The sequence below is a fragment of the Pseudorhizobium halotolerans genome (assembly GCF_902153235.2).
GTDB classification, from domain to species: Bacteria; Pseudomonadota; Alphaproteobacteria; order Rhizobiales; family Rhizobiaceae; genus Neorhizobium; species Neorhizobium flavum.
The window spans coordinates 167,822-184,827 of the sequence record NZ_CABFWE030000016.1 but is presented as its reverse complement, the minus strand read 5'-3'; the positions used below and the strand labels follow the sequence as shown (position 1 = coordinate 184,827).

Below are 17,006 nucleotides of genomic sequence, written 5' to 3'. Positions count from 1 at the left end.
GCGCCGAAGGTCAAACCCGAATAAGCCTGCGCTCGACAAATTGAACGGTACCGGCCGGGCCGATGCCGCAGTGCCGATCAGCCCTGGCGGGCCTTGAAGCGCGGGTTCTGCTTGTTGATGATGTATACGCGGCCCTTGCGGCGAACCAGACGGTTGTCGCGATGGCGGGCCTTCAGCGCTTTCAGCGAATTCTTGATCTTCATTGCTCTTGTCCGCAGGTTTACGAGCGTTTGGGCCCGCTTGTCATTACAATCAAAAGCGCGCCGCTTTTTCCCGGGAAGAAGGGCGCGCTCTCAAGGTTGGCGTGCAGATACCGCGACGCATCGCGCCTGTCAACCATTCCGCTGCTTTTTGGGGCCGGTGAGTTGCGTCACGTGACCCATCTTGCGGCCCTCGCGGGCCTCCGTCTTGCCGTAGAGGTGCACCAGAACGTCCCGTTGCGCGAGCCATTCTGGAACATTGCGGATGTCGTCGCCGATCAGGTTGGTCATCACGCAATCGGAATGGCGCTCAGGATTTCCGAGTGCCAGGCCGGAGACGGCGCGAATGTGCTGTTCGAACTGCGAGACGACGCAGGCGGCCTCCGTCCAGTGGCCGGTGTTGTGGACCCGGGGGGCGATCTCGTTGGCGACGACGCTGCCATCTGGCATGACGAAGAATTCGATGCCGATGACGCCGACATAGTCGAGGGCTTCGAGAAGCCTGCGAGCCGCCTCGGCGGCATGGGCCGCGGTCGCGTCCGATATGCGGGCGGGCAGGGTCGAGGTGTGGAGGATGCCGTTCAGATGGACGTTCTCGGCAGGATCGTAGCAGGCGACGGTACCGTCCCGGCCGCGAGCGGCGATGATGGAGATCTCCCGCTCAAAGGCAACCAGGCTCTCCAGAATCAGTGGCACCCGGCCGAGCGAATCGAAGACACCCGCCGGATCGTCCTCCTGCGAGCGGAAGAGACGCTGGCCCTTTCCGTCATAGCCGAGGCGGCGGGTCTTGAGCACGCCACGATCATCGAAGTCCGCGAGTGCCTTCTCCAAGTCGTCCTGGCTGTCGACCGCTCGGAAATCGGCGGTGGCTATGCCGCAGTCGTTCAGGAAGCGTTTCTCGGTCAGCCGGTCCTGGGCGACCTCGAGCGCTCTCGGCGGTGGATAGACCGGCACGAACTGCTGGAGCCTCGCTGCCGCCGCGACCGGCACGTTCTCGAACTCATAGGTGACGATCTGGCAGGCGCGGGCGAGCGCGTTGAGCGCATCCGGATCGTCATAGGGAGCAACGATCTGTTCGCTGGCAAGCTGCGCGGCGGGACAATCGGACTGCGGTTCCAGCACGATGATGCGGAAATTGAGTCGGGCAGCTGCCATGGCCAGCATCCGGCCCAACTGCCCGCCACCGATGATCCCGATCGTGGTGGCGCTCATCAGCCTTCGTCCATAGGGTATTCGGCAACGCTGGCGCTCTGGTCGGCGCGCCATTCGTCGAGCCGGTCGGCAAGATCCTCGTCGCCGAGCGCGAGGACCGCGGCGGCAAGCAGCGCAGCGTTCACCGCGCCTGCGCGCCCGATCGCCAGTGTGCCGACGGGGATGCCCGCGGGCATCTGGACGATGGAGAGAAGGCTGTCCTGCCCGGAGAGAGCCTTGGATTGGACGGGAACACCAAAGACGGGAAGGGGTGTCATGGCTGCCGTCATGCCGGGGAGATGCGCCGCTCCGCCGGCACCGGCGATGATCACCTTGAACCCCTCGTCGCGGGCGCCCCTGGCGAAGCTGACGAGCCGGTCCGGCGTGCGGTGGGCGGAGATGATTCTCGCTTCATAGTCGACATCGAGCGCGTCGAGCGTATCGGCGGCATTCTTCATCGTCTCCCAGTCGGACTGGCTTCCCATGATGATGGCGACTGCAGGTCTCTCGGACGTCATCCGCATATTCCCCTCAGGCGATGATGTCGGGCAGGATCTGGTCTTCCAACTGGGTGATCTTGTCCTTGATGACCAGCTTCTTCTTCTTCATGCGCTGGATGCGCAGGGCTTCGCTGCCAACCTGGATCATCGCGTTGATCGCGGCGTCATAATCCTCGTGCTCCTGACGGAGCCTCGCAAGCGCCAGTCGAATATCCGCCTGTTCCTGGTCCGCCATTTCAACTGTCCCCATTCAACTCGAAACCTGTGCCCGATCGTCGGTAATGTGCGCAAGCTCCTACCACCAAACGGCATTAACTGGAAGTTATGCACGGCCACCAATTTGCCGCGCTGAAGCCTTGTTTTCACCTTCGACAAACGCCGCGGTTCATGTCACAATTTCTTCGTAAACCTGAAGCCTCCGGCTCAAAGGGATGGCCGGGGCAGGTTGCCAAGGAGGACATGCCGCATGACCATTCAGGCTCATATTGCATCGCTTGAAAAGAAGCACGGTGCTCTCGAAGAGGAGCTCCAGAGCGTTCTTGCGTCTCCCTCTGCTGACGATCGCGAGATCGCAGACCTCAAGCGCCGCAAGCTTCGTCTCAAGGACGAATTGCAACGTCTGAAGGCGTCGACGCGCCACTAACCCTCAAGGAGAATGTCCCGCCGCCGGCGCCAGCCATAGCGGTGCCACGCAAGGCGGCAACGAAATCATCCACCCAAGCCTTCTGGTCGTGGCCATCTGCTGGTCACGACCAGAACTGGTCCAGCCAGAGGTTCAACCTGTCGAACCCGCTGTTGTTGACGGAATAGATCCGGCGCGTTCCCGCGACATTCACCACGACCAGATTGCAGTCGAGCAAGGCCTTCAGGTGCTGCGAAACCGCGGGCCGGCTGATTGGAAGACCCTCCGCAAGTTCCCCAACCGTTCTCGGTGCGCGACGAAGCTCCTCCAGCAGGTGGCGCCGGTGCGGATCGGCGATGGCAGCGAAGGGGTCGGTGCTCGTCATGACCGCAGGCTAGCCCAAGCCTTGCCGGGAGACAATCCTGTTTGTGCGCTGCAGCAAGGCCGCCGAAAAAGGTGATGCAGCTTGCCCGAGACCAGGAGCCGACCTAGGGTTCGCTCTTGAGACGGGAGGTGGGCGATGGGCTACGCCAGAGAAGACTATGATCAGGCGTTCGAGGACGCATGTCAGGCGCTAACGTCGGCCCGTGAGTTGCCCATGGTGCGAGGGCAGATGCTGCGGGTGGAGGAGGTCCTGTGGCTGGCGCTCCGCCGCGTCTTCGCAGGGATCGCGGTGGCGGTCGCCTCACTCGTCGTCCTGCCGCCGGTCTATCTTCTGGATCTACCGCAATCCCTCGCGACGGGCCTGTTGGTCACCGGAAGCCTGCTCGCGGTCTCGGTCCTGGTCTACTGGCTTTGCCGCCTCGTGTTCCACCTCGAGATATCGAGGCGAATCAGGGGGCGACGCTTCGGCGAAGGTCTGATCGAGCCTGATGCCTCAGGCCAGTGAGTCCCAGAGAAGCTTCAGGCCGGTGACGAGGGCGAGGCCGTAGGTGAGCGGATAGAAGACCTCGGTCTTCAGGTTGCGGATGATCCAGGCTCCGAGCATGGTGGCGACGAGGGCGACGGGAAACAGCGTGGCGGATGCGACGAGGTTTTCCGTGTCGAGCGCGCCGAGCGCAAAATAGGGTATCAGCTTGATCGCGTTCACCAGGGCGAAGAAGCGCACGCTGGCGCCGGTATAGGATCGCGGATCGAGCTTGAGTGGCAGGACGTAGATCTGGAAGGGCGGGCCGCCCGCATGGGCCACGAAACTGGCATAGCCGGAAAGCGTGCCCCAGAGGGTCGCGCGGACGGGGCGGTGCGGCAGCGGTGGCGCCTCGCCCCCCGCATGCGGCCACCACGCCTGGTAGAAGTATCGGGCGGCGAAGAGGATGGTGGAGACGGCGATCACGAACTTCAGGGCGTTCGGGGAAACATAGGCCGAGGTTGCCCAACCGAGCGCAATCCCCAGGATGCCGCCCGGCAGGAGTATCAGCAGCGTACGCCGGTCATTGTCGTTGCGCCACGCCCAGAGGGCGACGACATCCATGACGATCAGGATGGGAAGGAAGATCGCTGCAGCCTGTAGCGGATTGACGACGAGCGCCAGGATCGGCACGCCCATCAGCGCAAAGGCGCCGCCGAAGCCGCCCTTGGACAGGCCGACGAGGATGACGGCCGGGATGGCCGCCAGGAAGAAGGTGAGATCGAGAGGCATGGCAGATGGTTGATCCAGCTATCGGTCCGGTCTATCGAACGGGAGGAAAAGGCGAGAAACTACTCGTCTCACAATTTCGCGGTACAGGAAACACCATGACCGACGTCGAGAACCGCTGCCGCCTCGTCCTGATCCTTCCTGCCGGGGACGATGTGCAGACTCTGGCGGACCAGCTTCGTTCAGCGCTGGCCGGGGGCGACGTGGCGACCGTCATCATCCCGCAGTACGACCGGAACGACCAAGCATTCCAGGCCTTGGCCGAGACCATGGTGCCGATCATCCAGGCGGCGGGTGCCGCCGCGCTGGTCGCGGGCGACAGCCGTGTCGCCGGACGGGCCAAGGCCGACGGCCTTCATGTTGCAGGAAAGAAGGAGGAATTGGACGACGCCATCGTCAAGTTCACGCCGAAGATGATCGTCGGCGCAGGCGGCGCCACCGAGCGTCACACGGCGCTGGAGATCGGCGAACTGCAGCCCGATTACATCTTCTTTGGCAAATTCGACGGCGACATCAAGCCGGAGCCGCATCCGAAGAACCTGGCACTTGGCGAGTGGTGGGCGTCGATGGTGGAGATCCCTTGCATCGTCATGGGTGGCAACGACGTCGCCTCCGTAGTGGCCGTGGCGGAAACCGGTGCGGAGTTCGTGGCCCTGCGGGAGGCCGTCTTCGGCGGCGCGCAAGCGGCGGAACAGGCGGTCGCGGAAGCCAACCGGCTTCTCGACGAAAAAGCGCCACGGTTTGACGCTTGATGAACGGCATGCGCCCGTTTTCGCTTTCGACCATTGTTGCCCGGCTCCTTCTCGCCACTACGGCGGTGGCCTCCATACCGGCGGTCGATGCCGCCGCGCAGGAGGCGCAACGGGCGATGACGCGACCCGTCGAACCCGACGCCCAGCCGATGAAGAAGGGTAGGGTGGGAGAGGGCGGCGAGAGCGCGCAGCCGGATGGTATTGTGCCTTCCGGCGGGGTCGAGCTCTATCAGCGAATGGGGGCAGCCCTTCCTCCCGCACCGGAAGAAAAGCCAAGTGACAGGCCCGTAGACGAGGCCTATGGCGCTTACCAGCGCGGCCTTTACGTCACCGCGCTGGCCGAGGCACTGCCGAGGGCAGAGGCGGGCGATGCCGCCGCCCAGACACTGGTCGCGGAAATGATGTCCAAGGGACTGGGGATCAAACGGGATGCGAAGACGGCAGCCTTCTGGTACGGACAGGCCGCGGAGCGGGGCGATCCGGCCGCGATGTTCGAATATGCCCTGATGCTGATGACGGGCCGTCATGTGGAGCGCGACAAGGCGAAGGCGGACGACTACATGCGCAGGGCGGCGGAGGCGGGCAACTCGTCGGCGCAGTTCAACTGGGCCCAGATCCTGGTTTCCGACAATCCCGGCGAGAAGGGACTGAAGCTCGCGCTGCCGTTCTATGAAAAGGCGGCGGCGCAGGGGCTCGCGGACGCGCAATATGCCGTAGCCCAGCTCTACGTGACGCTTGCCGACACTCCGCAGGAGAAGAAGGCTCAGGCCCGGATGTGGCTGCTGCGCGCCGCAAAGGCCGGCTATGATACGGCGCAGCTCGATCTCGGGCTTTGGCTGGTGAACGGTGTCGCCGGCGAACGTGACTTCGACGGAGGCTTCCAGTGGATGCGGGTGGCGGCACTGCGCGGCAATGTCGTGGCGCAGAACAAGCTCGCCCATCTCTACATCAATGCGCTCGGTACCCGGCCTGACCCTGTGGAGGCGGCGAAGTGGTACGTGCTGTCGCGTCGCGCCGGCCTGGCCGACCCGGAACTCGAGGATTTCTTCCTCGGCATCAACGAGGAGCAGCAGAAGAAGGCGATCGAGGCTGCCAACCGGTTCCGGCGAAGCTGATCAGCGGACGGTTGTAAGCGCGTGCCAGACGATGAGTGCGTGTCCGGCTGCCAGCGTCAGGAGGACGAGGAGCCAAAGGCCCTTGTAAAGTCGCGGCGAGGCCGAAGCCTTCGGATCGAAACGCGGCGTGACTGCAAAGAGCAGCGTGGCGAAGGCTGCGGCCAGCGGGACTATCGAGAATGCGAATGGAGCCGGCGCATAGCGGTTCGGCGTGCCGTCCAACAAAAAGTGGACAGCCAACTCGACTTCGGATCCCCGGAGCCACCATCCCCAGATCGATGCGGCCACCATCGCTGTCAGGAGAGCGGCGCTTGCGGTCAGGGGTAGGGTCATCTTCATCTGTCTCTCCGACGCATGCGGTCCAAATGGTAGTCATCATCTAGAGGTAGCGCGGATCGTCGCAAGAGCGGGGTCCTTGGACGACTTGAATTTCCCTCGTTTTTGTGGTCTTGAACCCGCCGATCACTACATTGCCTGACAAGGCGTCCCGCGGAATTTCACATGCGGGACAGGCTTCCGCAATCCAAGGACCTTCCCGCATGGCACGTTCCGCCCTTCTCAACGTCATGGTTCAGGCTGCCCTCAAGGCTGGTAAGTCGCTGTCGCGCGACTTCGGCGAGGTGCAGAACCTGCAGGTTTCGGTGAAGGGACCGAGCGACTTCGTCTCCCAGGCCGACCTGAAGGCGGAGAAGATCGTGCGGGACGAACTGCTCAAGGCGCGGCCGACCTACGGTTTCCTCGGCGAGGAAAGCGAGGAGATCAAGGGAACGGACGGCGCCCATCGCTGGCTTGTTGATCCGCTCGACGGAACGACGAACTTCCTGCACGGCATTCCGCAATTTGCGGTCTCGATCGCCTTGGAGCGCAACGGCGAGATCGTCGCCGGCGTCGTCTTCAATCCAGCGACGGATGAGCTTTACACGGCGGAGAAGGGTGGCGGCGCGTTCCTGAACGACCGCCGTCTGCGGGTTGCGGCGCGGCGCGTGTTGTCCGATTGCGTGATCGGCTGCGGCGTTCCGCATCTCGGGCGCGGAAACCACGGCAAGTTCCTGGTCGAGCTTCGCCACGTGATGGGCGAAGTAGCCGGCATCCGTCGCATGGGTGCGGCAGCGCTCGATCTTGCCTATGTGGCGGCCGGACGGCTCGACGGCTTCTGGGAAGCCGAGCTTTCTCCCTGGGACATGGCGGCAGGCCTGGTGCTGATCCGCGAGGCCGGCGGCTTCGTCAGCGACATGAGGGGCGGGACCGATATGTTCGGTGAGCGTACCGTCGTCGCCGGCAACGAGCACATCCAGAAGGCCCTGCTCGAGGTTGCCAACCGGCCCGTGCCGACGCGATAGCCGCAAGCCGGGCCGCCATCCCCGGCTGTGGACTGTTACGCACTTCAATTCGTCTCATTTTTCCACTAGCCTCCGGCAAACAGTACCGGAGGCCGAGTCACGACATGGTGGATGCGAGAGTGGACGATCTGGATGAGGCGGAAACCGGCCGGGCCGGCTACAGCCACAAGCTCTCCAATCCCGTCCCCTTTCTGTGGACGATGCTGATCTTCCTCATCCTTGTCGGGTTCATCGCCGCCATCCTGTACCGCCAGGCGCACACTGCCTTCATGACCAATCCGGGATTGAACGGCTTCATCCTCGGCGTCCTGATCATCGGCATCGTGCTGGTCTTCAACCAGGTGATCAGCCTCATCCCGGAGGTCCGGTGGTTCAACTCGTTCCGGGCAGCCGGAAGCGCAGACAAGGTCGGCCGCGAGCCGCGCCTGCTTGCTCCGATGCGGGCTCTTGTCAGCCGCCGCCGGATCATGTCGCTGTCTCCCTCCTCGCAGCGCTCGATCCTCGATTCGATTGGCACCCGGCTGGACGAGTCGCGCGAGATTTCGCGATACCTGATCGGGCTCCTCGTCTTCCTGGGCCTGCTCGGAACCTTCTGGGGCCTGATCGGCACGATCAGCTCGATCAGCACGGTGATCCAGACGCTCGATCCCAATGGCGGAGACACGAACGACGTGCTGAACGCGCTCAAGAGCGGCCTCACGGCGCCGCTCTCCGGCATGGGGACGGCCTTTTCCTCGTCGCTTCTCGGCCTCTCCGGCTCGCTGATTCTCGGCTTCCTCGATATCCAGGCCGGCCGCGCCCAGAACCGCTTCTATACCGAACTGGAAAACTGGCTGTCGTCGGTCACCGACATGGGGTCCGATATCTCGCCGGCCGCGGCGTCCGCGCTTGGACCGAACGAGGAATTGCGGGCTCTGACCGAGCAGTTGCGGAAGCTGTCCGCCGTCCAGTCGAGGTCGCCGGACGGAGCGGTCAACGAGAAGTCGCTGTCGGCAATGGCGAACCTCGCCGAGGGCATTCAGGGGCTCGTGAAGAACATGCGCAACGAGCAGCAGATGCTGCGCGACTGGATCGAGGCGCAGCAGGAGGAGGCGAAGGCGCTGCGCCGGACATTGGACCGTCTTTCCGAGAAGATCGGGAGCAAGTAGCCGATGGCGCTCGTCAAAAACCGCCGTCGCGAGCGCGGCGTCGACTACTGGCCAGGTTTTGTCGACGCCCTGTCGACCCTGCTGCTTGCCATCATGTTCCTGCTTACCGTCTTTGTGCTGGCGCAGTTCCTGCTCAGCCGCGAGATCACCGGACGCGACGAGGTGCTGAACCGGCTGAACAGCCAGATTGCGGAACTCACCGAGTTGCTGGCTCTCGAGAAGGGCAATGCGCAGGATCTCGAAGATACGCTGGCCAACCTGCAATCCTCGCTAGCGAGTTCCGAGAGCGAGAGGTCACGACTGCAGGCGCTGCTCGACCAGGGTGCCGGCACGAGCGACGCCGCTAATGCGCGTATCGGCCAGCTGACGCAGGATCTGAACGAGGAACAGCAGGTCAGCGCGCGGGCGATGAGCCAGATCGAGCTTCTCAATCAGCAGATTGCCGCCTTGCGGGCGCAGATTGCGGCGGTGGAGCAGGCGCTACAGGCTTCGGAGGCGAAGGACCAGGCTTCGCAGGCGCAGATCGCCGACCTCGGCCGACGCCTGAACGTGGCGCTGGCGCAGCGGGTGCAGGAGCTCAACCGCTATCGCTCAGACTTCTTTGGCCGTCTGCGTGAAATCCTCTCCGACCGCGAGAACATCCGCATCGTCGGCGACCGTTTCGTCTTCCAGTCGGAAGTGCTGTTTCCGGTCGGGGGAAGCGAACTGGACGAGGCGGGGCGCGCGGAAATGGCCAAGCTTGCCGAAGCGTTGCTCGATCTTGCCAAGGAGATCCCGGCGGAGATCAACTGGGTGCTTCGCGTCGATGGGCACACCGACAATGCACCGCTTTCCGGCACCGGACGCTATCGCGACAACTGGGAGTTATCCTCGGCGCGTGCGACGTCCGTGGTGAAGTACCTGATCGAGCAGGGCGTGCCGGCCAACCGGCTGGTTGCTGCCGGTTTCGGCGAGTTCCAGCCGATAGCCGAGGGCGATGCCACGGAGGCCCGCAACCAGAACCGGCGCATCGAACTCAAGCTAACGGAGCGCTGACGGCTTCGCGATTGATGTCGTGGAACTGCAGCCGCGCCAGCCGCGCATAAAGGCCACCCTTGGCGACAAGGCTTTGATGCGTTCCTTCCTCGACGATCCGGCCCTCGTCCATGACAAGGATGCGGTCTGCCTTGAGGACGGTCGCAAGTCGGTGGGCGATCACCAGCGTCGTCCGCTCCTTCATCAGTCCGTCGAGGGCCTTCTGCACCAATGTTTCGCTTTCGGCGTCAAGGGCAGAGGTTGCCTCGTCGAGCAGCAGGACCGGCGCGTCGCGCAGGATGGCGCGGGCGATGGCGATGCGCTGCCGCTGACCTCCGGAGAGGGTAACGCCGCGCTCGCCGGCAAGCGTGTCATAGCCGCTGTCGAGCTTCTCGATGAATTCGTGTGCCTGCGCAGCAATGGCGGCGGCACGCACGGCGTCGCGGCTGACGCCGGTGCTGCCGAAGGCGATATTGTCGTGGATGGAGGCCGCAAAGATCGTCACGTCCTGCGGAACGAGTGCGAGACGGCTGCGGAGATCCGAGAGCGACGCCTCTCGCAGGTCAATGCCGTCCAGACGTATGGTTCCGGAGACTGGATCGTAGAAGCGCAGCAGCAGTGAGAAGATCGTGCTCTTGCCGGCGCCGGAAGGGCCGACGATCGCCACCGTCTCGCCAGGACGGACATCGAGCGAGAGGTTGTTCAGCGTCACGCTGTTCTCGCGGGACGGATAGGCGAAGGAGACGTTCTCGAAGGTGACGGCACCGCGCGGCGGCCTCGGCAGGGGGATGGGCGAGGCAGGCTCGCGGACGGCGGGGATCTCGTGCAGCAGTTCCGTCAGGCGTTCGGCAGCGCCGCCGGCCTGCGAAAGTTCGCCCCAGACTTCCGACAACTGGCCAAGCGCGCTTGCGGCAATCACCGAGTAGAGAACGAACTGGCCAAGCGTCCCTGCCGTCATCGTACCGGCCAGCACGTTCTGGGCGCCGTACCACAACACGCCGACAATGCTGCCGAATATCATGAAGATCGCAAAGCCGGTCAGAAGCGCCCGCGAGCGGATGGCGGCCCGGGCCGCGCCGAACGCATCCTCGACCGTTGCCGCATAGCGGGCGGTGGCTGCGGTCTCGCCGTTGAAGGCCTGGACCGTTCGGGTCGCACCGATCGTCTCGGCTGCGAAGGCGGAGGTGCGGGCGAGCGTATCCTGTGCAGCGCGCGAGCGCTTGCGGACGGAGCGCCCGAAGGCGACCAGCGGGAAGACGATGACCGGAATGGCGCCGAGCGCGAGCCCCGAGAGCTGCGGGCTCGTGTAGATCATCATGGCCATCGCCCCAAGACAGAGGATGGTGTTGCGCAGCGCCTGAGAGGCCGCCGATCCGAAAGCGGACTTGATCTGGGTGGTGTCGGCGGTAAGGCGCGAGACGATCTCGCCAGACTGGTTGACGTCGAAGAAGGCCGGCGAAAGGCTGGTGACGCGCGCGAAGACGTCGCGGCGAAGATCCGCAACCACACGTTCTCCCACCGTGATCACGAAATAGTAGCGAAGCGCGCTCGCCAGGGCGAGAAGCGTGGCCAGTCCGAGCAGCATGCCGAAGTAGTTGTTGATGAAGCTGCCGTCGGCGGCGGCGAAGCCGTGATCCACCATGCGCCGGACTGCGAGTGGAAGGGCAAGGGTTGTCGCGGCGGAAAGGACGAGGGCGAAGAGGGCCCCCATGACGAGGCCGCGATAGCGGGACAGATAGGGAAGAAGCCTTGCCAGCGGTCGGATGGCCTTGCCTTTCGGCTGTCTGTCTTCTGAATGCGCCACTTTACCCCCAGAGCGATCGGACTCTTTTCTGAGACCGGCGCCACTTGTGCTCCCGGCGCCCTTCCTGTATAGGCTCCGCATCGAATTGGGAAGCCGTGGCCAGCCGGTCTGCGGCTTCATTTATTGAAGAGGGTCTGCGATCGCAATTGCGACATATGGACCTCGCAGCGCAGGATTATCGACATGAAGGCTGACATCCATCCGCAATACCACACGATCAAGGTCGTCATGACCGACGGCACCGAGTACGAAACCCGCTCGACCTGGGGTTCGGAAGGCGCCACTATGAACCTTGAAATCGATCCGAAGTCGCACCCGGCCTGGACCGGCGGCAATCAGCAGCTCATGGACCGCGGCGGCCGCGTTTCCAAGTTCAACAAGCGCTTCGGCGGCCTCGGCCTCTAAGCCTTGTGCTGAATCAGTTTTGAAAGACCCGGCTCCGGCCGGGTTTTTTTGTACCCAGCGGCTGGCGCAAAACAAAAAAGGCGGGCCAAGACCCGCCTTTCGCGAAAGCGTCAGTATTTTCAGGCGCCGAAGGCTGTGTGCAGCAGGTTCAGCTGGGCACGAACGCCATTCTCGTTGCTTGGCACCGGGGCGTCGCCCGGGCGGTAAATTTCACGATCGAGCAGGGCGACGCGATTCTGCAGCCTCAGGGAGCGCTCGACGAGGTCACGGAAGCCTTCGGGCAGGTCGAGCCAGCCCGGCGCGTTCTTGTCGACGTTGAAGCCATCGAGGCGGACCTTGTTCTTCTCCGCCAGGACCTGATCGCGGCTCATCTCGCCATTGTTGACGGCACGCTGCAGCAGGAGCCACGAGGCCATCTGCATCAGGCGGGTGGTCAGGCGCATCGATTCGGCTGCGTAGAGGACCGATGCCACCCGCGGCAGGACCTTGGAGGCGGCGCGTCCGGGGCCATCGAGGTAGCTCGCGGTCTCTTCGACCAACGACATGCCCTCGGTATACAGCGCCTTGAACTGCGACGAGGCTGCGGCGCGGCCTGCAAAGTTGACAGTGTTCAATCCGTGTTCGGACATCGATATCATCCTGCTAACGCATCACAATACAGGCAATGACCGCGGGAAAGGAAAGTTCCCTGGCGCCTCTTCTCGAAGTTAAGATGGGGTTTATAGCGGCAAACCGCAAGGCGTTTCTTAAGGAAGGGTTAATACCCACACCTTTGCTCAGTACGCCAAAAAGAAGAGCCGCGAAAGCGGCTCTCAAGGTAAAACAGGGAGAAAGTCAGACCTATTCGCCACGCGGTGAAACCGTCTGAATCCAGGAAGCCCGGATGTTCATCATCCTCTACGTTAATGATTAACATCCGGTTAAAGAAAGAAAGGATTCAGGATAGACTCCCGTTCTTGGACATCAGGAGCGGAAGAAACTGTCCGCAGCGCGTCGGCCGGCTGCTTTCTTCTGCTTTTCCGCCTCCAGGCGACGGATCTCGTCCTGCAGGAGTGTAATCCGCCTGTCGAGTTCATCGGCCGACAGGGCGTCCAGTTCGCACCCAATCTCGTGAGAAACCGGTTTCTTCGGTCTGTCGTCATCCATGAAGCTCATGACGCTGTCCTCTCCTGATCCTGGTCGCTGCTGCCTTCGGCCGCACGAGGATTAAGCAGCAGGCTCTCGGGAGTCGTCAAGGAAGGCGCAAGTGCCGGCGAGCCGGCATAGCTGTCTCGTTCCTCCACCGGTACCGGCGCCCTGATCCGGCTTCTGAAGATCGCATAGGCGGTCACCAGGATATGGGAAAGCGCGGTGACGGCGAAGAGCGCGTGAGGGCCGAGCCAGGTCATGACCGGACCGCCGAGGGTCGGTCCGATGATCGTGCCCACCCCGTAGAGGAGGAGCAGGCCACCGGAAATCTTCACGAAGTCCTCGGATGAGGCATGGTCGTTCGCATGGGCGACAGCGATGGGGTAGAGGGCGTTGGCCGCCGCTCCATAGAGGCTGACCAGGATCAGGATCATGTAGACGTTTGCGGGCTGGAAGAGGCTCAAGCCCACGCCGGCGACCGCTCCAAGACCCGCCAGGCCTGCGAGGACATATCGGCGGTCCATGCGGTCCGACAGACGGCCCGCAGGGAACTGCGCCACGGCACCGGCAAGGATCGTGACGCTGACCATGATCGCGATCATGTCTTCCGTCAGTCCGGCGCGGGCACCAAAAACCGCCACCAGCGTGCCATAGGCGCCATTGGCGGTTCCGATCAGCAGGATGGCGATGAAGGAAACGGGCGAATTCCGGTAAAGGCCTTTGAGGTCAAGCCGCACGCGCTTCAGCGGCTGTGGTGACGCCGCCTTGGAGACGGCTGTCGGGATGATCGCAAGGCAGTAGAGGATGCCGCAGATCATGAACAGGATGGGTGTCGACACGTCTGCAAAGGGCACCATCATCTGCCCGCCGACGACACCGAATAGGGTGATCGAGATATAGAAGGAGAAGATCGCACCCCGGCTCTCGTTCGTGGCACGCTCGTTCAGCCAGCTTTCGATGATCATCGAGGTCCCGGCGGTGCAGAAGCCAGTAACGGCACGCAGGATCAGCCAGGCCGTCTGGTCGACGAGGATGCCGGTGAGCAGGACGTTGAGGCAGATGAGGGCGCCGAAGCCCGCAAAGGCACGGACATGGCCGATGCGGCGCACCAGATTCGGAGCAACGAAGCAGCCGACGACGAAACCCGTGGCCCAGGTGGTGCCGATCAGGCCGAGGATCTCGTTCGAATAGCCTTCGGCCGAGCCGCGGACCGGGAGCAGCAGGCCCTGCAGGCCATTGCCGAGGAACAGGAACAGCGTGCTCGTCAGGAGCGCCAGAATAGGGAGGAGATTACGTCGCATCGTTCATGACCAGCTTCTTCCATTCAGCAGGCTTCGGGAGGACAGGGGATTATATGTTGCGTCTGCCGTCAATCGAGGATTAACGGGCGGTGACAACGTTCCGGCATAGCCGATTCGGTGCTGCGCATTGGTGGCCAGCAAAGATGACCAGCCTGTGACGGAGCTGGTGCTTGGGAGATATTCAATGACGAAGGCGATCGGTCTCCTTCTGCTGCTGGCCATGCTGGTCCATATCATCAGGCCGCTCGGGCTGCCGGGACTGAGGCGCAGAGCCGATTTCTGGAAGATCGCCGTTGCTGCGATCGTGATCTGGGCCGTGACCCTGCTGGCGAGGGATCTGACCTAGCCGCTTCCTGGATCGATCACGGAAAAGGCCGCGCCGATGACGGCGCGGCCTACGATATGTGCGGGTGGTCCGCCAAGAAGCCTTCGCATTCCTGCCGCTGGCTTCGGCCTGGCCTCAGCCCTTGTTGACGCTTGCGGCGTAGATCTGATCGATCGTCTCGGCCAGGCTGGAATTAAACTCCGCGTCACTCATGGAAACGCGCAGCTTTTCCGTCAGCGCACGCGAGAAGCTGGCGATCATGCCACGGTTATGGCTCAGCTTCTCACAGGCGTCCGCGGTGGTGTAGCCGCCGGAAAGGGCAACGACGCGGATCACCGACTTGTGGGCGATGAGCGGCGCGTAGAAATCCGCCACCGTCGGGATCGTCAGCTTCAGCATGACGTTCTCACCCGCCGGGAGCTTGTCGAGCTGCTGCGCGATCTCGTCCCGCAGGATCGCCTCGGCCTCTTCCTTCGTCGGGCTCTTGATCGAGACTTCAGGCTCGATGATCGGCATGAGGCCCTGGCCGATGATCTGGCGACCCACCTCGAACTGCTGCTTCACCACGGCAGCGATTCCTGCCTTGTCGGCCTCGGCAATCACCGAGCGCATCTTGGTGCCGAAGATTCCCTTTTCGCGACCGCGGACCAAGAGCGCATCAAGATCAGGCATGGCCTTCATCATCTGGACGCCGGTCTGCTCCGCCTCCAAGCCCTTGTCTACCTTGAGGAACGGAACGACGCCGCGCTTTTCCCAGAGGTAGGAGGGGACGGGCTGCCCGTCGACGTCACCATCCATGGTGCGTTCGAAGAGGATGGCTCCGATGATCTTCTCACCCGTAAAGGCAGGTGCCTTCATGATGCGGACGCGCATGGCATGCATCAGGCGGAACATTTCCTCGTCGCCCTGATAGTCGGAGTCCGAGATGCCGTAGAGGCTCAGCGCCTTCGGAGTCGAGCCGCCGCTCTGGTCCAGAGCCGCGATGAAGCCCGGTGCCGAACTGATCTTTTCCAACATCTTCGCGTGGACCATGTCTTACTCCTATCCCAAAACGGCGCGATACGCACACACCGCTGTTTCCGTTAGCCGTAAACCGTGATCGGGCGATATCAGAAGTTGCCTGAGAGGCAAATCCCGCTCTAATTGTTTGAAACGATTGAAATTATTTCAATCGTTTAAAATCTCTAAATGTTTTAAACGTGGTTGATGAAGGCGCGCCAGCCTCTAGCTTACGCGCCTTCAAGGCTTCTCTTACTTCGCGAGCACCGCGACGCCCGGAAGCTCCTTGCCTTCCATCCACTCGAGGAAGGCGCCGCCCGCCGTCGAGATGTAGGTGAAGTCGTCTGCGACGCCGGCGTGGTTGAGCGCGGCGACCGTATCGCCGCCACCAGCGATCGACACGAGCTTACCGGACCGCGTCTCTTCCGCAGCGTGACGGGCAGCCGCGACGGTAGCCTTGTCGAAGGGCGCTATCTCGAATGCCCCGAGCGGCCCGTTCCAAACCAGCGTCTGCGCCTTGGAGATCCAGTCATTGACCTTCTCGATGGACTCCGGTCCCACGTCCAGCACCATCGCATCGGCCGGGATTGCGTCGATGGCCACCACTTCGCTCTCGGCGCCCGCCTTGAATTCCCGGGCGATGACACCGTCTACCGGCAGGACGATGGCACAGCCGGAGGCTTCCGCTTCTGCCATGATGTTGTTCGCGGTCGTCGCAAGGTCGTGCTCGCACAGCGATTTGCCGACGGAAACGCCGCGGGCGGCCAGGAAGGTGTTCGCCATGCCGCCGCCAATGACCAGCGCGTCCACCTTCTTCACGAGGTTCATCAGGAGGTCGATCTTGGTCGAAACCTTGGCGCCGCCGACGATCGCGACCACGGGACGGGCGGGGTTGCCGAGACCTTTTTCAAGAGCCTCCAGTTCCGCCTGCATCGTGCGGCCGGCATAGGAGGGCAGGTGATGGGCCAGCCCCTCGGTCGATGCGTGGGCGCGGTGCGCGGCGGAGAAGGCGTCGTTGACGTAGATGTCCCCGTTCTTCGCAAGTGCCGCGGTGAAGTCGGGATCGTTCTTCTCCTCGCCCTTGTGAAAGCGCGTGTTCTCCAGGAGCAGGATATCGCCGTCATTCATCTTGGCGATGGCCTCCTCGGCCGGCGCTCCGATGCAGTCGGAGGCAAAGAAGACGGCGTGGTCCAGAACCTGTTCGACCGCCGACGAGATCACCGACAAGGACATATCCGGGACCACTGCTCCCTTGGGACGGCCGAAATGCGCGAGCAGGATCACCTTGGCCCCTTTGTCGGAGAGCTCACGGATTGTCGGCGCGACGCGCTCGATACGGGTTGCATCGGTCACTTCACCGTCTGCAACCGGAACGTTGAGATCGACGCGCAGGAGCACACGCTTCCCGGCAATGTCGGTGAGGTCGTCGAGAGTCTTGAAAGCAGGCATGGATGATCCTCGTAGGCACTTGGTCGCGACGGACCATACTATTCCTGATCCGTCGCGCAAGGCACGAGCGTCGCGCC

The 17,006-nt window shown here is 63.0% G+C and carries 22 protein-coding genes; 9 read left to right on the top strand and 13 right to left on the bottom strand.

Annotation, left to right across the window (positions count from 1 at the left end; all coding sequences use genetic code 11):
- Window positions 1–77: 77 nt before the first annotated feature.
- The 4 genes from ykgO to FN060_RS21195 form a co-directional block, all read right to left on the bottom strand.
- A complete protein-coding gene (gene ykgO / locus FN060_RS21210; RefSeq protein ID WP_003497670.1) occupies window positions 78–203 on the bottom strand; it encodes a type B 50S ribosomal protein L36 in 126 nt (41 codons plus the stop codon).
- Between the two features lie 129 nt (window positions 204–332).
- Window positions 333–1,412 carry a 5-(carboxyamino)imidazole ribonucleotide synthase gene (locus FN060_RS21205; RefSeq protein ID WP_142589924.1) on the bottom strand — a complete coding sequence of 360 codons (1,080 nt, stop codon included), beginning with the start codon at window positions 1,410–1,412 and terminating at the stop codon, window positions 333–335.
- Window positions 1,412–1,909: a 5-(carboxyamino)imidazole ribonucleotide mutase gene (purE, locus tag FN060_RS21200; protein ID WP_052639284.1), complete on the bottom strand. Its 498-nt coding sequence runs from the start codon at window positions 1,907–1,909 to the stop codon at window positions 1,412–1,414. Before purE ends, FN060_RS21205 begins: the two co-directional genes overlap by 1 nt.
- A gap of 13 nt (window positions 1,910–1,922) precedes the next feature.
- Complete coding sequence (locus FN060_RS21195; protein ID WP_052639282.1) at window positions 1,923–2,126, bottom strand: YdcH family protein; 204 nt, start codon at window positions 2,124–2,126, stop codon at window positions 1,923–1,925.
- A 231-nt stretch (window positions 2,127–2,357) separates the two neighbouring features.
- On the opposite strand from FN060_RS21195, the gene FN060_RS21190 reads away from it, so the two are divergent.
- Window positions 2,358–2,534 carry a YdcH family protein gene (locus FN060_RS21190; protein ID WP_065814533.1) on the top strand — a complete coding sequence of 59 codons (177 nt, stop codon included), beginning with the start codon at window positions 2,358–2,360 and terminating at the stop codon, window positions 2,532–2,534.
- 103 nt (window positions 2,535–2,637) lie between these two features.
- On the opposite strand, the gene FN060_RS21185 is transcribed toward FN060_RS21190, so the two are convergent.
- Window positions 2,638–2,898, bottom strand: coding sequence for an ArsR/SmtB family transcription factor (locus FN060_RS21185; protein ID WP_052639280.1), 261 nt, complete (start codon window positions 2,896–2,898; stop codon window positions 2,638–2,640).
- A gap of 135 nt (window positions 2,899–3,033) precedes the next feature.
- On the opposite strand from FN060_RS21185, the gene FN060_RS21180 reads away from it, so the two are divergent.
- On the top strand, window positions 3,034–3,402 hold the full coding sequence (locus FN060_RS21180) for a hypothetical protein (protein WP_142589923.1): 369 nt from the start codon (window positions 3,034–3,036) through the stop codon (window positions 3,400–3,402).
- Here the strand turns inward: FN060_RS21180 and FN060_RS21175 are convergent.
- Window positions 3,391–4,152 (bottom strand): sulfite exporter TauE/SafE family protein, encoded by a 762-nt coding sequence (locus tag FN060_RS21175; RefSeq protein WP_142589922.1) that lies wholly within the window; start codon window positions 4,150–4,152, stop codon window positions 3,391–3,393. The genes FN060_RS21180 and FN060_RS21175 overlap by 12 nt on opposite strands.
- 95 nt (window positions 4,153–4,247) lie before the next feature.
- Here FN060_RS21175 and FN060_RS21170 point away from each other — a divergent pair, with 95 nt between their 5' ends.
- Window positions 4,248–4,901: a thiamine phosphate synthase gene (locus FN060_RS21170; protein ID WP_142589921.1), complete on the top strand. Its 654-nt coding sequence runs from the start codon at window positions 4,248–4,250 to the stop codon at window positions 4,899–4,901.
- Window positions 4,901–6,016, top strand: a complete 1,116-nt coding sequence (locus FN060_RS21165) for a tetratricopeptide repeat protein (protein ID WP_244665904.1) — start codon at window positions 4,901–4,903, stop codon at window positions 6,014–6,016. Before FN060_RS21170 ends, FN060_RS21165 begins: the two co-directional genes overlap by 1 nt.
- Here FN060_RS21165 and FN060_RS21160 read toward each other — a convergent pair whose 3' ends face one another.
- Window positions 6,017–6,355: an SdpI family protein gene (locus tag FN060_RS21160; protein ID WP_142589920.1), complete on the bottom strand. Its 339-nt coding sequence runs from the start codon at window positions 6,353–6,355 to the stop codon at window positions 6,017–6,019.
- A gap of 200 nt (window positions 6,356–6,555) precedes the next feature.
- Between FN060_RS21160 and FN060_RS21155 the strand changes: the two genes are divergently transcribed.
- From FN060_RS21155 to FN060_RS21145, 3 genes are all read left to right on the top strand, one after another.
- On the top strand, window positions 6,556–7,356 hold the full coding sequence (locus tag FN060_RS21155) for an inositol monophosphatase family protein (protein WP_077549607.1): 801 nt from the start codon (window positions 6,556–6,558) through the stop codon (window positions 7,354–7,356).
- A 104-nt stretch (window positions 7,357–7,460) separates the two neighbouring features.
- Window positions 7,461–8,504 (top strand): flagellar motor protein MotA, encoded by a 1,044-nt coding sequence (locus FN060_RS21150; protein ID WP_142589919.1) that lies wholly within the window; start codon window positions 7,461–7,463, stop codon window positions 8,502–8,504.
- A gap of 3 nt (window positions 8,505–8,507) precedes the next feature.
- Window positions 8,508–9,539, top strand: a complete 1,032-nt coding sequence (locus FN060_RS21145) for a peptidoglycan -binding protein (RefSeq protein WP_142589918.1) — start codon at window positions 8,508–8,510, stop codon at window positions 9,537–9,539.
- Here FN060_RS21145 and FN060_RS21140 read toward each other — a convergent pair.
- On the bottom strand, window positions 9,520–11,442 hold the full coding sequence (locus FN060_RS21140; protein WP_342345194.1) for an ABC transporter transmembrane domain-containing protein: 1,923 nt from the start codon (window positions 11,440–11,442) through the stop codon (window positions 9,520–9,522). The two genes, FN060_RS21145 and FN060_RS21140, sit on opposite strands and share 20 nt — an antisense overlap.
- A gap of 63 nt (window positions 11,443–11,505) precedes the next feature.
- Between FN060_RS21140 and rpmE the strand changes: the two genes are divergently transcribed.
- Entirely contained in the window at window positions 11,506–11,727 is a 222-nt protein-coding gene (gene rpmE / locus FN060_RS21135) for a 50S ribosomal protein L31 (RefSeq protein WP_052639260.1), read from the top strand.
- Window positions 11,728–11,846: 119 nt separating this feature from the next.
- Here the strand turns inward: rpmE and rcdA are convergent, their stop codons facing one another.
- From rcdA to FN060_RS21120, 3 genes are all read right to left on the bottom strand, one after another.
- On the bottom strand, window positions 11,847–12,356 hold the full coding sequence (gene rcdA, locus FN060_RS21130) for a protease adaptor protein RcdA (protein WP_052639258.1): 510 nt from the start codon (window positions 12,354–12,356) through the stop codon (window positions 11,847–11,849).
- 334 nt (window positions 12,357–12,690) lie between these two features.
- The gene (locus FN060_RS21125; protein ID WP_142589917.1) at window positions 12,691–12,882 is read right to left on the bottom strand and encodes a DUF1192 domain-containing protein; all 192 of its coding nucleotides are present in this window, start codon (window positions 12,880–12,882) and stop codon (window positions 12,691–12,693) included.
- On the bottom strand, window positions 12,879–14,156 hold the full coding sequence (locus FN060_RS21120; protein WP_077549606.1) for an MFS transporter: 1,278 nt from the start codon (window positions 14,154–14,156) through the stop codon (window positions 12,879–12,881). The genes FN060_RS21125 and FN060_RS21120 overlap by 4 nt, the downstream gene beginning before the upstream one ends.
- A gap of 184 nt (window positions 14,157–14,340) precedes the next feature.
- Between FN060_RS21120 and FN060_RS21115 the strand changes: the two genes are divergently transcribed.
- A complete protein-coding gene (locus tag FN060_RS21115) occupies window positions 14,341–14,502 on the top strand; it encodes a hypothetical protein (protein ID WP_172972456.1) in 162 nt (53 codons plus the stop codon).
- Between the two features lie 114 nt (window positions 14,503–14,616).
- On the opposite strand, the gene FN060_RS21110 is transcribed toward FN060_RS21115, so the two are convergent.
- The gene (locus FN060_RS21110) at window positions 14,617–15,513 is read right to left on the bottom strand and encodes a fructose bisphosphate aldolase (RefSeq protein ID WP_142589916.1); all 897 of its coding nucleotides are present in this window, start codon (window positions 15,511–15,513) and stop codon (window positions 14,617–14,619) included.
- Between the two features lie 219 nt (window positions 15,514–15,732).
- Window positions 15,733–16,929, bottom strand: coding sequence for a phosphoglycerate kinase (locus tag FN060_RS21105; protein WP_142589915.1), 1,197 nt, complete (start codon window positions 16,927–16,929; stop codon window positions 15,733–15,735).
- Window positions 16,930–17,006: the final 77 nt, after the last annotated feature.

What these genes read in the sequence shown, in the direction of transcription:
- ykgO (WP_003497670.1), bottom strand. Translation starts at nt 203, where the DNA reads ATGAAGATCAAGAATTCGCTGAAAGCGCTGAAGGCCCGCCATCGCGAC.
- FN060_RS21205 (WP_142589924.1), bottom strand. Translation starts at nt 1,412, where the DNA reads ATGAGCGCCACCACGATCGGGATCATCGGTGGCGGGCAGTTGGGCCGG.
- purE (WP_052639284.1), bottom strand. Translation starts at nt 1,909, where the DNA reads ATGACGTCCGAGAGACCTGCAGTCGCCATCATCATGGGAAGCCAGTCC.
- FN060_RS21195 (WP_052639282.1), bottom strand. Translation starts at nt 2,126, where the DNA reads ATGGCGGACCAGGAACAGGCGGATATTCGACTGGCGCTTGCGAGGCTC.
- FN060_RS21190 (WP_065814533.1), top strand. Translation starts at nt 2,358, where the DNA reads ATGACCATTCAGGCTCATATTGCATCGCTTGAAAAGAAGCACGGTGCT.
- FN060_RS21185 (WP_052639280.1), bottom strand. Translation starts at nt 2,898, where the DNA reads ATGACGAGCACCGACCCCTTCGCTGCCATCGCCGATCCGCACCGGCGC.
- FN060_RS21180 (WP_142589923.1), top strand. Translation starts at nt 3,034, where the DNA reads ATGGGCTACGCCAGAGAAGACTATGATCAGGCGTTCGAGGACGCATGT.
- FN060_RS21175 (WP_142589922.1), bottom strand. Translation starts at nt 4,152, where the DNA reads ATGCCTCTCGATCTCACCTTCTTCCTGGCGGCCATCCCGGCCGTCATC.
- FN060_RS21170 (WP_142589921.1), top strand. Translation starts at nt 4,248, where the DNA reads ATGACCGACGTCGAGAACCGCTGCCGCCTCGTCCTGATCCTTCCTGCC.
- FN060_RS21165 (WP_244665904.1), top strand. Translation starts at nt 4,901, where the DNA reads ATGAACGGCATGCGCCCGTTTTCGCTTTCGACCATTGTTGCCCGGCTC.
- FN060_RS21160 (WP_142589920.1), bottom strand. Translation starts at nt 6,355, where the DNA reads ATGAAGATGACCCTACCCCTGACCGCAAGCGCCGCTCTCCTGACAGCG.
- FN060_RS21155 (WP_077549607.1), top strand. Translation starts at nt 6,556, where the DNA reads ATGGCACGTTCCGCCCTTCTCAACGTCATGGTTCAGGCTGCCCTCAAG.
- FN060_RS21150 (WP_142589919.1), top strand. Translation starts at nt 7,461, where the DNA reads ATGGTGGATGCGAGAGTGGACGATCTGGATGAGGCGGAAACCGGCCGG.
- FN060_RS21145 (WP_142589918.1), top strand. Translation starts at nt 8,508, where the DNA reads ATGGCGCTCGTCAAAAACCGCCGTCGCGAGCGCGGCGTCGACTACTGG.
- FN060_RS21140 (WP_342345194.1), bottom strand. Translation starts at nt 11,442, where the DNA reads ATGAAGCCGCAGACCGGCTGGCCACGGCTTCCCAATTCGATGCGGAGC.
- rpmE (WP_052639260.1), top strand. Translation starts at nt 11,506, where the DNA reads ATGAAGGCTGACATCCATCCGCAATACCACACGATCAAGGTCGTCATG.
- rcdA (WP_052639258.1), bottom strand. Translation starts at nt 12,356, where the DNA reads ATGTCCGAACACGGATTGAACACTGTCAACTTTGCAGGCCGCGCCGCA.
- FN060_RS21125 (WP_142589917.1), bottom strand. Translation starts at nt 12,882, where the DNA reads ATGAGCTTCATGGATGACGACAGACCGAAGAAACCGGTTTCTCACGAG.
- FN060_RS21120 (WP_077549606.1), bottom strand. Translation starts at nt 14,156, where the DNA reads ATGCGACGTAATCTCCTCCCTATTCTGGCGCTCCTGACGAGCACGCTG.
- FN060_RS21115 (WP_172972456.1), top strand. Translation starts at nt 14,341, where the DNA reads ATGACGAAGGCGATCGGTCTCCTTCTGCTGCTGGCCATGCTGGTCCAT.
- FN060_RS21110 (WP_142589916.1), bottom strand. Translation starts at nt 15,513, where the DNA reads ATGGTCCACGCGAAGATGTTGGAAAAGATCAGTTCGGCACCGGGCTTC.
- FN060_RS21105 (WP_142589915.1), bottom strand. Translation starts at nt 16,929, where the DNA reads ATGCCTGCTTTCAAGACTCTCGACGACCTCACCGACATTGCCGGGAAG.